This is a genomic window from bacterium, from assembly GCA_041649255.1.
Lineage (GTDB): Bacteria > Hydrothermota > UBA3073 > JACQXS01 > JAQTXJ01 > JAQTXJ01.
The window spans coordinates 73,486-89,172 of record JBAZNK010000007.1 but is presented as its reverse complement, the minus strand read 5'-3'; the positions used below and the strand labels follow the sequence as shown (position 1 = coordinate 89,172).

The 15,687-nt window shown below is 39.7% G+C and carries 9 protein-coding genes; all 9 read left to right on the top strand.

Features of this window, described 5'->3' with window-relative positions; all coding sequences use genetic code 11:
• Positions 1 to 268 precede the first annotated feature (268 nt).
• Positions 269 to 2,968, top strand: coding sequence for a tetratricopeptide repeat protein (locus WC614_06275; GenBank protein ID MFA5032606.1), 2,700 nt, complete (start codon positions 269 to 271; stop codon positions 2,966 to 2,968).
• Between the two features lie 150 nt (positions 2,969 to 3,118).
• On the top strand, positions 3,119 to 3,400 hold the full coding sequence (locus tag WC614_06270; GenBank protein MFA5032605.1) for a GIY-YIG nuclease family protein: 282 nt from the start codon (positions 3,119 to 3,121) through the stop codon (positions 3,398 to 3,400).
• Between the two features lie 359 nt (positions 3,401 to 3,759).
• Complete coding sequence (locus tag WC614_06265; protein MFA5032604.1) at positions 3,760 to 9,153, top strand: FlgD immunoglobulin-like domain containing protein; 5,394 nt, start codon at positions 3,760 to 3,762, stop codon at positions 9,151 to 9,153.
• 657 nt (positions 9,154 to 9,810) lie between these two features.
• Positions 9,811 to 10,443 carry a hypothetical protein gene (locus WC614_06260; GenBank protein ID MFA5032603.1) on the top strand — a complete coding sequence of 211 codons (633 nt, stop codon included), beginning with the start codon at positions 9,811 to 9,813 and terminating at the stop codon, positions 10,441 to 10,443.
• Between the two features lie 59 nt (positions 10,444 to 10,502).
• Positions 10,503 to 11,123 (top strand): electron transport complex subunit E, encoded by a 621-nt coding sequence (locus WC614_06255; GenBank protein ID MFA5032602.1) that lies wholly within the window; start codon positions 10,503 to 10,505, stop codon positions 11,121 to 11,123.
• A 3-nt stretch (positions 11,124 to 11,126) separates the two neighbouring features.
• On the top strand, positions 11,127 to 11,708 hold the full coding sequence (locus WC614_06250) for an RnfABCDGE type electron transport complex subunit A (protein MFA5032601.1): 582 nt from the start codon (positions 11,127 to 11,129) through the stop codon (positions 11,706 to 11,708).
• Between the two features lie 282 nt (positions 11,709 to 11,990).
• Positions 11,991 to 13,421, top strand: a complete 1,431-nt coding sequence (locus WC614_06245; protein MFA5032600.1) for a TldD/PmbA family protein — start codon at positions 11,991 to 11,993, stop codon at positions 13,419 to 13,421.
• Between the two features lie 168 nt (positions 13,422 to 13,589).
• Complete coding sequence (locus WC614_06240) at positions 13,590 to 14,927, top strand: TrkH family potassium uptake protein (GenBank protein ID MFA5032599.1); 1,338 nt, start codon at positions 13,590 to 13,592, stop codon at positions 14,925 to 14,927.
• A gap of 15 nt (positions 14,928 to 14,942) precedes the next feature.
• Positions 14,943 to 15,647: a TrkA family potassium uptake protein gene (locus WC614_06235; protein MFA5032598.1), complete on the top strand. Its 705-nt coding sequence runs from the start codon at positions 14,943 to 14,945 to the stop codon at positions 15,645 to 15,647.
• Positions 15,648 to 15,687: the final 40 nt, after the last annotated feature.

The window sequence follows — 15,687 nt, the reverse complement described above, 5'->3', positions numbered from 1 at the left end:
TTCCCCTTCACTTCGTTCAGAATGTCCAGCAAGCTGGATAAGAAGCTTTACAAAACAGAAATTCTCACGCAAAGTCGCAAAGCCGCCAAGAATTAAGAAAATAAAAGCAGAAAAACTACTTAGGCATAAGAGATTATATTCCACAGCAAAGAGAGGAAAAGAAAGATTAGATAAGATGGATTCCCGCTTTCGCGAGAATGACAAAGGGCGAAGGCAGGGGACAAAATTGACTTGACTTAGGAAATTCTTTAATTAAGATATTTGCAGAATGAGAAGCGGGATAATGAAAAGACTGAAAGGCATTGTGCAAAAAAAACATTTTATTCCTATCTCTCTTATAATCGTTCTCGGCGCTATTATATATGCAAATTCTTTCAAGAATGAATTCGTTTACGACGATACCATTTTAGTAGCACGCAATATATATATCAAGAAATGGAACAACTTATTTAAAGTCTTTAATATGGATGTAGCCTGTGTTGAAAAAAACTTATTTAAAGACTTATTTAAGTTTAAGCCAGACTCTTCAAGAAAAACCGCTCTTTTTTATTATCGTCCCCTCCAGGTTGTATCTTATATGTTTGACTACTCCTTATGGCGGCTTAACGTATTCGGATACCATCTCGGTAATCTGTTATGGCATTTGTTAACTGCAATACTGGTATATTTTTTCGTCAATTTAATTTCCGGCAATCTGAAAATCGCATTCATTACAGGATTGCTTTTCGTAGTCAATCCGATGCATACGGAGGCAATAACGTTTATTTCTACCAGAACAGACCCGATGGCAAGCAGTTTCCTGTTATTGGCGCTTATGCTGTATATTAAATATACACAGTCTTGTAGAAAAGCTAAAATTCAGAATGAAACACCCCCTTCTGTCATTCTGAATGGAGCGAAGCGAAATGAAGAATCTAATAAAAGAGAGATTCTTCGTTTCACTCAGAATGACAAAGAGGACACTGTTCTGAAAGAAGTGAGAGATTCTTCTCCGCCTTCCACCAAACAAAAGTCGGACAAGCATGCACGGCTTTATTATGCCGGCGCAATTCTATCTTTCATATTAGCGCTATTATCCAAAGAAATGGCAGTAATGTTTCCATTTATACTAATATTGTATGATTATTCATTGGGGCGAACAGATGTTCCAAAACCGGTCAAGAAAATAGTATATAGTTACTCGCCTTTTTTCATAATTAGCTTAGCTTATATATGGTTCAGGTTTCATGCCCGAAATTTGGGAAGTTTTACGGAAAGCAGTACTGATTTATATTTGAGGATTCTTACCACCTTAAAAAGCATTGTTTTATATTTCAAATTACTTATACTCCCGTTTAATTTATATATGGACAGGACAATACCGACGGCAACTTCCATTCTTAATCCTGAGGTTTTGGTGTCTATTCTTTTATTACTAATCATCGGGACAGGAGTAATTTATTCATATCTTTCAACTTCGTTCAAGACAGGTAAACAAGGTAAGATTATTTTCTTTGGAGCGTTTTGGTTCCTGATATTTTTTATTCCCACTTCCAACATCTTATTATCATTAACAAGGAGTATGCTTGAGCATTGGATGTATTTCCCATCCGTAGGGTTTTTTATGATTTTAGCTACAGGCATCGTAAAATTGCTCGAGATGCCATCATTATCAAAACTTAAATATGTTATAATATCGGTTTTTACCGCAATAATTATTATGTATGCAGGACTTACGATAAAACAAAACAGGGTGTGGAAGAACGAATTTACGATATGCAGGAATATGTTGAAATATTATCCTGACAATACCGTAGCGCATAATAATCTTGGCAATGCTTATGCAAGCAAAGGGATGTTGTATGAAGCAATAAAAGAGTACAAAGAAGTGCTAAAAATAGCTCCTAATTCTCCGGACGTTTATAATAATCTCGGGAATACATATGCAAGCAAAGGAATGTTGGACGAAGCGCTAAAAGAATACAGGGAGGCATTACGGTTAAATCCTTACTTTCCACAAGCGCATAACAGCCTTGGTTCCTATTGCGCAGCAAAAGGTTTATTAGATGAAGCAATAAAAGAATATAAAACAGCGCTATTATTAAATCCCGATTATACCGAAGTATATGGCAATCTTGGAGTTATGTATGAAAGCAAAGGAATGTTCGATGAAGCAATAAAAGAATTTGAGAAAGCGTTAAGATTAGATCCGGATTTACCTGAAATCCATAATAATCTTGGAGTTGTATATATGAAAAAAGGAATATTAGACGAAGCAATAAAAGAATTCAATGAAGTATTAAAATTAGAGCCTGATTATCCAAACGTGCATAATAATTTAGGGAATATATATGTAAGCAAGGGAATGCCGGGAGAAGCAATAAAAGAATACAAAAAGGTGCAGAATACTTCGGGTATGCATACTATTCCTAAAAACGCGGGAGCAGTAGCCCTAAAAGGGTATAACGATACGACAAAAATAAATCCCGAACTCATAGAGGCGCACATTAATCTTGGCGATGTTTATAAAGCACAGGGGCTAATAGAAGAAACAATAATGGAATACAAAGAAGCGTTAAAGTTAGATTCGAATTACGTAAAAGCGCGTACCCATCTTGCCACTTTCTATCAAAATAAAAGGTTATTTGACGAAGCCATAAAAGAATATAAAAAAGTATTGTTAGTGGATACTACTTCTGCAGAGGCGCACAATAATCTTGGCAACGGTTACGCGGTAAAAGGACATAACAGTCAGAACGACATCCGCACAATGAAAGAATCATTTGAAGAAGCAATAAAAGAGTACAAAGAAGCATTAAGACTAAAACCCGATTATCTGGAAGCGTATAATAATCTCGGGAACGTATATAGAGCGAGCGGAAAACTTGAATTAGCCAGAGACGAGTACAAGAAAGCTTTAAAAATAGCCCCGAATAATGAAGCGGTGAAACAGAATTTGAAGAAAACAGAAGAGAGAATAGGGAAATAACAGACTAAAGAGATATTCTTCTTTGCCTTAGCAGGTCAGAATGACAAACTACGAGATTCTTCTCCGCCTGAGGCGGATCAGAATGACAAAACCGAGAAGACAGAGCAACATTTGTCTGTCATCCTGAACGAAGTGAAGGATCTCTAAAAAATGAGAGAATATTATGTTTATATAATGACCAACAAGTCAAAAACATTATACACTGGTATAACAAATGACATTGAACGACGAGTATCTGAACATAAGAGTAAACTGATTCGTGGTTTCACAAAAAGGTATAACATTACTAAACTTGTATATTATGAATCAACAAACGATGTAAGAATAGCAATTGAGAGAGAAAAGCAAATTAAAGGATGGTTACGAATAAAGAAGATTGCTTTGATAAAGTCCGTTAATCCTGAATGGAAAGATTTGAGTCTGTCGTTCTGAACGGAGTGCAGCGGAGTGAAGAATATTTCACAGAGAGATTCTTCGCTACGCTCAGAATGACAAAGGAGGGGGAACAGAGAGATTCTTCCCCTTCACTTCGTTCAGGTAACGGCGTAAGATAACAAAGTGTTTTTATTTGTCATCCTGAATGGAGCATAGCGGAATGAAGGATCTATTTCTATGAGATTCTTCACTTCGTTCAGAATGACAAAACTGGGACCAAACAAAAAATAAGGGAAAAATCATCTTTTTCGCTTGACAAGATGCTAAAATAGATACAAATATGATATTAGTATTATATTATTAGTCTTATATATAGAATGATGAGGGTTTTGAGGACGAGAAAAAAAAGATAAATAATGAAAAGATTTAGGTTTTTAATATTGTGTTTAAGCTTAGCAGGAACATTCTCCAATACTAGAGCTGCTGAAAGGGTAGTAGTAGATTATGTCGGAGGTGTCACTGCTAGTAAAGCGAACCATGTTATTGCGCTCCAAACTTCTACTTTTATATATGGTATGGTAGAATATATCTATCTCCAAAGTGAAGTAGGATCCGCAGGAAGTATCTCTAAAGTGTTTTTCTATAATAATGTCAGCACTCTTACTACTTTTACTACTTTAAAAGTCTATTTAGGAACTACAAGTAAGACAACTTTTACAGGTACCGGTGACTGGGTAACGACCGGATTAAATTCAGTATATAGTGGGAGTTTACCACTTGCAGTAGGATGGAATACTATAACATTAGGCACTTCATTTTCTTACGACGGAACAAATAATCTAGCCGTTATGATTGATAACGATTGGGGTAAAACTGTTTGGCCCGCTGCAAGCCAACCGGGTTGGGTTTACCAGACCACGGCGACTACCAATAGACATATGTATAAAACTTCTTCAGGAAATATGACAACTACTGCTCCCGGAGCCGGCTCAAGAGACGTGCAAATGGCCGCTTTCAAGATAGAAATTAGTGGTACGGGACCGGATGCCCCGACCATAGGAACGGCAACCGGGGCTTGTGATGCCGGATTAACGGTAACGTGGACCGATAATTCAGCCAACGAAGACAGGTTCGTTGTTTACAGAAATGCCACAAATATAGGGTCTGCGGCAGCCAATGTAACAAGTTATACTGACAATCCTCCGTTTACGACTATTGGACCTTACACTTATAAAGTATGGGCATCAAATACAAGCGGGTCAAATGCATCCGGAGTATGCACGGGAACAGCATCAATCAAGCCTGCATCTCCGACCAGTCCCACGGCAACCGGGGCTTGCAGCCAGGTAACGGTAAGCTGGACAGACGCTTCAAACAACGAAACGGGATTTATCGTTTATAAAAATGGCGCAGCTTTAGCTACACTAGCTGCCGGCACAACACAATATGTCAATACTTCTTTAACTACTGCAGGACCTTATACTTATGTAGTATGGGCATCAAACACCTGCGGGTCAAATTCATCCGGCGTATGCACGGGAACGGCATCGGTTACACCAACTGCCCCGAGTGGAGCTACGGCAACCGGAGCTTGTAACCAGATAACGGTAAGCTGGACCGATGCCTCAAGCAATGAAACCGCATTCATTATTTACAGGAATGCTGCGAATATAGGGTCTGTAGCTGCCAATGCAACAAGTTATGCCAATACTTCTTTAACTACTGCAGGACCTTATACTTATGTAGTATATGCATCAAATAGCTGCGGGTCAAACGTATCCGGCGTATGCACGGGAACGGCATCGGTTACTCCGACTGCCCCGACTATAGGGACGGCAACCGGAGCTTGTGATGCCGGATTAACAGTGACATGGACAGATGGTTCCAGTAATGAAGCAGGATTCGTAATTTACAGGAATGGAGCACTTTTAGCGTCTACGGCTGCCAACGCAACAAATTATGTTGATAACCCACCGTTTACTACTGCGGGACCATACACTTACAGGGTATATGCATCAAACACCTGCGGGTCAAATTCATCCGGCGTATGCACGGGAACTGCATCAATTAAGCCTACTGCTCCGACAGGGGCTGCGGCAACCGGAGGTTGTAACAATGTAACCGTAACGTGGACTGATGCGTCAACAAATGAAACAGGATTCACCATTTACAGGAATGGAGCACTTTTAGGGACTGCAGTTGCAAACACGGGAACTTATGTTGATAATGCAGCAACTTCAGGGTCTTATACTTATGTAGTATGGGCATCAAACACCTGCGGGTCAAACTCATCCGGCGTATGCACGGGAACTCCGACAACTTTTCCAAATTCTCCGACAGGGGCCGGGGCGACCGGGGGTTGTAACAGCGTAACGGTAACGTGGACAGATGCCTCGAGCAATGAAACAGGATTTGTTATTTTCAGAAATGGCTCAAACGTAGGGTCTGCTGCTTCCGGAGCACAAATTTATACGGATAATGCTTTAACTGTTGCAGGCGCTTATACTTACAGGGTATGGGCATCAAACGGGTGTGGGTCAAACTCATCCGGGATATGCACGGGAACGGCGGCAGTCAGCGCAAGCGCCCCAACTATGTCCGCACCAGACGGTGATTGCGGCACAATAACCATAAGCTGGTCAGACGTCTCAAACGAAACAGGATATGTTATTTACAGGAATGGAACAGCTTTAGTGTCTACAATAGCTGCCAACGCAACAAGTTATGTTGATAACGTAACTACCGCGGGACCATATACTTACAGGGTATACGCATCAAACACCTGCGGGTCAAACTCATCCGGGACAGCCCAGGGAACGGCATCATTTACTCCCACGGCTCCGGCTATCGGGACGGCGACGGGAGGTTGTGGTGCCGGGTTGACGGTAACATGGACAGACAATTCAAGCGATGAAACCAGATTTTTTATTTATAGAAATAATGTAAACTTAGCAAATACGGTTGCCGGGGCAACAATGTATCTTGACAATCCGCCGTTTACCACTGCGGGACCTTATACTTACAGGGTATGGGCATCAAATGCGTGCGGGTCAAATTCATCCGGCGTATGCACGGGAACGGCACAAATTAACGCAATTGCTCCCACTATCGGGACAGCAACCGGAGCTTGCAACCAAATAACAGTAACGTGGACAGATAATTCAAGCGATGAAGTTCGATTCGTTATTTATCGTAGTGGTTCAAATATAGGTTCTGCGGCGGCCAACGCAACAAATTATGTTGACGCTTCTCTGACTACTGCCGGACCTTATACTTATTATGTATATGCATCAAACACTTGCGGGTCAAATTCATCCGGCGTATGCACGGGAACAGCATCAGTTAGTGCAACTGCTCCGACGGGAGCTGCGGCGAGCAGCGACGAATGTACCAAAGTAACGGTAACTTGGACTGATGCTTCAAGCAATGAAGACAGATTTATTATTTACCGTAATGGTGTAAATGTAGGGTCTGCAGTTGCTAACACAGGGACTTATGTTGATAATATATCCACGGGAGGGTCTTATACTTACCAGATATATGCATCAAACACCTGTGGGTCAAACTCATCCGGTGTATGCACAGGAAAGGTATTAGGAAAAATAGACATTACGGCTCCGAATGGCGGGGAATCGGTAGCCGCCAGCGGACCTTACACTATAACATGGGATGCCACAGGACAGGGCGGAAATGTGAGTGTAGATTATTCCACAAACAGCGGAACAAGCTGGACTTCAATAATTGCCAGTACTTCTGAGACCGGTTCTTATAACTGGTCACCGGTCCCGGAGGTAACGACAACTACCGGAAGGGTAAGAGTACTTCGTACTGATGGACCTACCTGCACCAGCGCTTACGGAGATACAAGTGATGCGGATTTCTCCATCGAGGGTGTTGGTGACCAAATGAGCGGGGAATTCGGTTATTATACCGGAGCAATCGATGCCGCACAAACCGACGAACTATACCAACTTATAAGTTTGGGGTCAGGGTATCTTGGGATAGGAAGACTCAATAGTCGTCTTGGACTTATGAAATGGGCTGACAACGCTTCTCTTACTTTTTCCAAGTATATGTCAAGCGATGCTACAGCCACAGGATATACGGTTTGCAAGAGTTCAGAATCAGGCACTGATTATTATATATTAGGAGGAAAAGTAACACTCAGTGGTTATACTCGGAACCTTATCATAAAATTAGAAGACGATGCAACCGTAGTCGGCGCATATCGTTATGGTAGTGTATCTGCTTCAGGTGCCGTAGGAATACGTTCAATTATTGTAGACGGCAGTTATTATATAGCAACGGGAGCTTATGTTCAAGCTGTAAGCAATACTGACGTTCTTCTTATGAAATTGAACCAGGATTTAACCGTAAGCTGGGCAAAAAGCTATGAGCTTTCAGATGCCACTCATTACGATATAGGGTACGCCGTTGCAGAAGATGCAGCCGGTTATTATGGAATAACTGGCGCCAACGGAACTACAGCCGGATCCGACCTTTTTGTTATGAGAGTGTCAAGTGATGGGGCAACGGTCTCATGGCAAAAAAGCGTACATCTAAACTCTGCCGTTACCAATGTAGGATACTCCATTATAGCAGTTAGGGAGAGTGCAACTGATTATTATGTAGTTGCAGGGTATGCAAGTTCTTCCGGTAGTGCTAAGGGAAAGACCGGCGCTTCTATAGTAGTCGTAAAATTATTAGCTTCGGATGGAAGTATAAGCTGGATAAAAAACCTTTCCTGCGCTGCCGACAATGAGCCTGTATCTATTATCCAGGCTTCAAGCGGTTGTTATGTAGTAGCGGGTAATAGTGATGAAGGGGGAACTGATAATGATGTTTTCTTAGTAAAATTGAACACCGATGGAAGTGAAACATGGGCAGCTCCAAAAGCCATTAATGCCTGTAGTGGTGCCGGGACTCTGGCTAATCCCGACATGGCGCGTTCTGTCATCCAGGATGTTGACAACACATACGTAGTAGGTGGTTATGCCCAATTTGGTAATTCCGGTTATGATGTGCTTTTCTTAAAAGCACAAACCGACGGCGATATGCCAGATTGCGATAACGTAACTACCACAGACAATCTTTCTACTCCTTCCTATACGACACCTTCGATTAGCTCTTCCGTTGGAGATTTAGGAACAAGCATAACTACTTCTTACACTCCTACTTTTGCCGATTACACTGTAACATTAAGGGATATTTGCGGGAGTCCTTTCTCGGTTGAATTTACAGGTATGACAGCCAATCCGGAAGTAGGTTACATACAGTTAAACTGGTTTACCGAGACAGAGAAAGACAACTTAAAATGGTTACTGCAACGGTCCGAAAACAAAGAAGATAATTATACCCAAATTTCAGAAATACCCGCAAAAGGAGCAGGACCTAATAGTTATGTATATCCCGATTCTACCATAACACCGGGACTTACTTACTGGTATAAATTAGGAGCTATGGATAATTCGGGCAATACCGTCTGGTACAACCCGGTATCTGCATCCGCAAGACTTGAGAAGGATTTTCCGCTCTCGTTGAAACTTGAAAGCATTAACCCAAGTAATAGAACCGCAAAAATCAATTATACCGTACCAAGTAGTTCAGCAGCCCCTTATGTGAATATCACAGTTTATAATTCAGCAGGACAGATAGTTAAAATTCTTGTAAACGAAAAACAGAAACCCGGGCCTTACACCATATATTGGAATGGAAAAGATGCAAGGAATAAGACATTAGGAAGCGGTGAATATTTCTGCAGGTTAAAGACAGACGGGAAGCTGACATATAAGCTGATAAGAATGAGGTAGAACAGCAAAATCAAATATTAAAATTCAAAAATCAAATAAAATCCTAAGCTCAAAATCCAATAATCTGCCACAAAAGCACTAAAACCCACTAAACAGATAATTCAAATTCAACCACAGAGACCACAGAGAAAAGATTACCACGAAAGGTACGAAAATATAAAAGAACACGAAAAACAGATTAAAATCATAGAGCGCACAGATAACAGAACAGAGGACACAGAGAAAAGACCTGCCACAAAAACACTAAGGCACTAAAAACAGCGCACCCAAAAACACAAAAATAGCAGCTATTTGTAAAACTAACAGAAAAAAAGAATTATCCGCGAATGAACCATGCCTTATACAGTAAGCTGTGAATAATATGAAATATAGAATCTGCAAAAATAATATTCGGCAGGCAGGCACGAATAGTCGCGAATAACTACGGAGAAAACAAAAAAAGGAAGAGAATGAGATAGAATAGCAAAATCAAATATCAAAATTCAAATATTAAATATACAAATTAACAGCCCACCAATTCAAGGTCAGAGACAATAGATTATAAAAGTTATTATGTGGGAAGCATCTCCTGATGCTGATTCAACCAAAGATTCAAGATAAAAATCAGACTTTAATTTAACCTTGACAATTTTTTAAAAATACATAATATTCGCTATAATGAAGTTGAAGATGATTTTATCCCTCACTATTGTCTGTCTTGTCTCTGCTTTTTCGCTTGCGGGAATTTACCAGATAACAAATACAAAAATAGAAAAAGATAAAGCAGGAAGATTGGAATTCAATTTATTAGAGGCAATGTTTCCCGGGGCTAAAAGCTTTTTTCCGACTAACAAACCGGGTTTTTATACCCTCTCTGAAACTTCAGGAATCACAAAAAACGTTTCGCTAAAATCGCTTATTTCTGATACCGTTTGGGGAATATACGCCAATGATAATCAAATGACCGGAATAGTGTTTAAGATTTCCCAATATAAATTCGGGAGAACCGTTGAGACTTATGTTGCGTTAGGAACTGATACACTAATAAAAGGGACAAATACAGTAGACGGCCTCGGAACGGGAACAAAATCCAATGACTCGTGGCTCAGCCAATTCATAAATAAAAAAGAAACGGATATTTTGCTCAAAAAAGATGGCGGCACGATTGAGGTTGCCCCATCAACTGCTATGTCAGTTCGCGTTATGATAAACAGTATAAGAGAAAACATAAATACATATAAATATTTACTGGAAACAAAACAAATTACCGAAGCAAAAGTTATTGAAACAAGCCGTCAGGATTCTTTATAAGTTATCGGGGAACAGAGAAACCCAGCAAAGCTCTGCTGTAAATAAGAGCTTATAAACAAATGATGATTGCAAGAAGAATAAATGCCTGGAAACATTTTAGTAATGGAGTAACGATAAACAATCCCGTTCTTGTATTAATGCTGGGATTATGTTCCGTTATTGCCGTATCCACGAATGTTTTAAACGCGCTCGGGATGGGAATTGCTTTCACTTTTGTTATGGTATGTTCTAATGTTTTAATATCACTAATAAGAAACGTTATCCCGGATGCGATAAGGATTCCGGTATTTATCGTTATTATATCAACTTTTGTTACGATTACGGATTATGTTTTGCAAGCATTTATGCCTGTTATTCATTCTCAACTCGGCATTTTCTTGCCGTTAATTGCAATAAATTGTATAGTGTTTGGACGGGCGGAATCTTTTGCCTCCAAAAACAACCCCATTGCTTCTTTATTTGACGGATTTGGAATCGGAATCGGGTTTACAATCGTCATATTTTTAATGGGCGCAATAAGAGAAATATTGGGAAACGGGACGATATGCGGGAAAGTGGTTTTAGGTAAAGCGTTTGCGGCATCACCGATAGCATTTATGATACTTCCTCCCGGTGGATTTCTTGTAATAGCTTTTTTAATGGGAATGAGAAACTGGCTTTCTAATAAGGAGAAAAAGTAAATTATGCAATCATTATTTTTAATTTTTATATCTGCTTTTCTTGTAAACAACATTGTTTTAATGCGTTTCCTCGGGTTATGTCCATGGCTTGGAGTATCTAATCGTATTGGTCCTGCTCTAGGAATGTCAGTTGCGGTCATATTTGTAATGCTTTTATCTTCGTCCGTTACATGGATTATTTATAATTTTTTACTGCTTCCAATGGGACTGGTATACTTGAGAACGATGGTTTTCGTGCTTGTTATCGGCACACTTGTGCAGTTTGTGGATTTATTTTTGAAGAAAAATAGACCTGCGTTATATAAATCATTGGGAATATACCTCCCATTAATGGCAACAAATTGTATAATTCTTGGCGCAGCTTTTTTAATAATCGATTATAATTATAATTTCATACAGAGTATAGTTTTCACATTAGGCGTTTCGCTAGGGTTTATGCTGGCGATGATTATGCTTTCGAGCGTAAGAGAACGAATAGACACCGCAGACATTCCACCTTCTTTAAGAGGCGCACCAATTGCTTTCATAACGGCTTCGCTGATGTCACTTGCATTTCTTGGTTTTAGCGGGTTATTTGGGCTTTAAAAAGTTGATTGATTTGTAAACAGATAACAAAAATTTGCACCGCAGAGGCGCAGAGAACGCAGAGGTGAATAAAATTTTTTAGGACGCAGGTTTTCGCAGGTTAACAAATAATAGATTAACGTTTTAGAATTAAAAAAACAGAATGGAGATAGAAAGCAGAGGGGACACACCTGCCTTCGGCAGGCAGGGAGGGAAAAAACAAAGAGGTCACAGATGCCAGAGGTAAATAGACATCTCTGTGTTCTCTGTGGTTGAGTTTTTAAGCACATAGGAGGTTTGATTATGAAAAATTTTGCTAAATCCGTAGTGTCAAAATTCCCGAAAAATATTGAATACGGGGATGTTAGGGTTATATTAGAAAATTCCGAACGTATGATGGTAAAGAACGGGCAAGTTGAAGCCATAAGTAGTTCGGAAGATTTGGGATTCGGAATTCGTGTTTTATTAAACGGAAGCTGGGGATTTGCAAGCAGTTTCAAAATGGATAACGCCGGTATAGACAATATTATGAAACAAGCCATTGACATAGCAAAAGCCTCGTCTCTTGCAAAAAACGTTACCGGGGTAAAATTGTCCGGAGTTAAGCCCGTTACCGGTGAATACACCACTCCTTACAAAGAAGACCCGTTTAAGTTATCTTTCGAAGAGAAAATTTCATTATTACTGGAAGCGGATAAGATTTTACGAAAGGAAAACGTTAAAATATCTTCCTCGCATCTTACTTTTCGACGTATTTACAAGATATTTGCTTCAACCGAAGGTTCATTTATAGAGCAGACGGTTTTAGTTTCCGGTGGAGGGATTAATGCCATAGCCATAAAAGACGGGGAAATGCAAAACCGTTCCTATGGAAATTATGGAACATCCGGGTACGAGTTTGTACGTGACTTAAAATTAGTTGAAAATGCACCCCGCGTCCAGAAAGAAGCTTGTGAATTGTTAACTGCGGAACCCTGCCCCTCGGGAAGCAATACGATAATATTAGACAGCGAACAGCTTGTGCTGCAGGTTCACGAATCTATCGGGCATGCGGTTGAGCTTGACAGAGTTTTTGGAACGGAAGCTTCTTATGCGGGAACTTCTTTTGTTACTACAGAGAAGTTGGATAAATTCAAATACGGGTCTGAAATCGTAAACATAACGGCAAATGCTATGACAAAAGACGGGTTAGGAACGGCGGGATGGGACGATGAAGGCGTGCCTGCTCAAGTTACTCCTATAATAAGAAATGGTATATTCGTAGGATATTTATCTTCACGTGAATCGGCTTCTATAATTGGGAGAAATAGTTCAGGCGCCATGAGAGCAGACGGTTGGGACCGCATTCCCATAATAAGAATGACAAACGTAAATATGGAACCCGGCAGCTGGAAACTTGAAGACCTTATTGCAGATACAAAAGACGGTTTGTTTTTACAATCCAACAAATCCTGGAGTATAGACGATATGCGGGAAAACTTCCAGTTTGGAACAGAATATGCACAAAAGATAAAGAACGGAAAATTGTGTGGGGCAATAAAAGATGCTACTTATACAGGATATACACCCGAATTCTGGGGAAATTGTGATGCAATCTGTAATGCCGATTACTGGCAAATACACGGTGTAACAAATTGCGGGAAAGGCGAACCGGGACAAACAATGTTTGTTGGGCATGGAACTACACCGGCAAGATTCAGAAACGTAAAAACGGGAATATTCAGGAAGAAATAAGGGTCCACACATAGAAGCTTAAGTTAAAGCTACAGAGACTCAAGCTGCCTGCCTGACGGTAGGCAGGGAAGCTTAAGTTACACTCACAAAACAATCTAATTGCGTTATACACACACTATTTCTTGACTTGTTTCTTTATTATGCTAGCATACCAAGTTAATAATATATATGGTTAAATGGTTTACTCCTTCTAAAATTATTTTCATTGGTTTTTTAACTTTGGGACTGGTAGGCGGCATATTATTTACATTACCAATTTCCTCTCCCCAGGGAAAAGAATGTAGTTTTGTAGATGGTTTATTTACCGCGGTTTCTTCCGTGTGTGTAACCGGGCTTAATATTAAAGATACTCCCAACGATTTTACCACTTTTGGGCAAATAGTTATGCTTTTGTTAATACAAATAGGCGGTATAGGATATATGAGCATAGCGGCATTATTGTTTTTCCTACTTAGAAGACGGTTTTCCGTTCGACAAACCACTTTAACGGAAGAATCCATAGGATATTCTTCGGGTGAGATACAAAAATTTATGGTAAAACTCATTAAAATTACGGTAACTTTCGAGTTAATAGGAGCCGTTATATTAAGTACTTATTTTGCAGTAAAAGGAATTCCCGGAGCTATTTTTAAAGGTATATTCCATTCGGTAAGCGCATTTTGCAATGCAGGGTTTTCGTTATTTTCAGATAATTTATGTAGTTTCGTAGACTCGCCGGTAATCGTTTTAACAATAGGGTTTCTTATTATATCCGGGGGATTAGGTTTCGTTGTATGGAAAGACATAAGGGAGAATATACTTCACAAGAAAAGGCTTGATCTAAATGCAAAACTCGTTATAATTACAACTCTAATATTGCTAGGTATAGGAATAATCGGGGTTCTTGCATTTGAATGGTCAGGAACTTTAGGGGCATTTCCCGTAAAGACGAAGATTCTGGCATCCTTTTTCCAGTCCGTTACTCCAAGGACAGCAGGGTTTCAGGTAGTTAACGTAGGAAATTACCAATCCGCAACCCTTTTGCTCACTATAATTTTAATGTTTATCGGAGCATCTCCCGGGGGAACCGGTGGAGGTATAAAAACGACAAGCGCCGCAACTATATGGCTTTGTTTGGTAGCGTTTATGAAGAAAAAACGTGATATAGTTTGTTTCAACAGAAAGATGGGGCACGTGAATATTGAAAAAGTTTATGCCGTTACGTTTACGGCGATACTGGTCGTGATTACAGGTATAATGATACTTACCCTTTCCGAGAAAGGGCAGTCGTTTGTTGCTCTTGTTTTTGAAGACGTATCTGCATTTGGCACGGTAGGTTTGTCAATGGGGTCAAAAATTAATCCCTATTGCAGTCTTGCTTATGATTTTACTGATATAGGTAAAATAGTTCTTATTATAACTATGTTAATTGGCAGAGTGGGGCCAATTATTGTAGGAACACTATTTTTACCATTACCGGAAAGAGAAATAATAAAATATCCAAAAGATGAAGTTTTGGTAGGATAAAGGGACGGAGGAATTATGGGACAATATGCAGTTATTGGATTAGGAAATTTTGGAATGGCAGTAGCAAATGCTTTAATCAAAAAAGGAATGCAGGTAATAGGCATAGATAAAGACGGTAAAAAAGTAGAACAGGCGGCAGAATTAGTAACAAAAGCGCTTGAAATGGACGCAACGGATATAGAAGCACTTAAGGAAAGCGGTGTAGCCGCAGTAGATGCAGCAATTGTCGGAATGGGAGACGATATTTCTTCAAGCATACTGGTTACGCTTTCTTTAAAAGAATTAGGCGTGCCAATTGTTATTACAAAAGCGACTACACCATTACAAGGAAAAGTATTGGAAAAAGTAGGCGCAACAAGAGTAATTTATGCCGAGCAGGAAATGGGCGAAAAGGTAGCCGAATGGCTTATTGAACCGGATATTTTTGAGCATATAAAACTTGCGCCTGATTATTCGATAGTAGAAACGGAAGTGCCGGATACTTTTGTGGGCCGCAACATTGAAAAATTGGAAATAAGAACAAAATATGGGGTACAGATTATAGCAATAAAAAGAAAACAGGGACAAATCCAAATAAGAAAAGACGGAAAATTAGAGCCCACCGGGGAAGGCGAGAATATTATAATTGCACCATCCCCAAAAACCGAGTTGATAAAATTCGACAGACTTGTAATAATCGGGTCAAATAAAGATATAGAACGATTAGGCAAGATAAAATAATTTTATCCGAATATCTATATTTTAATTTTCTAACCAAATC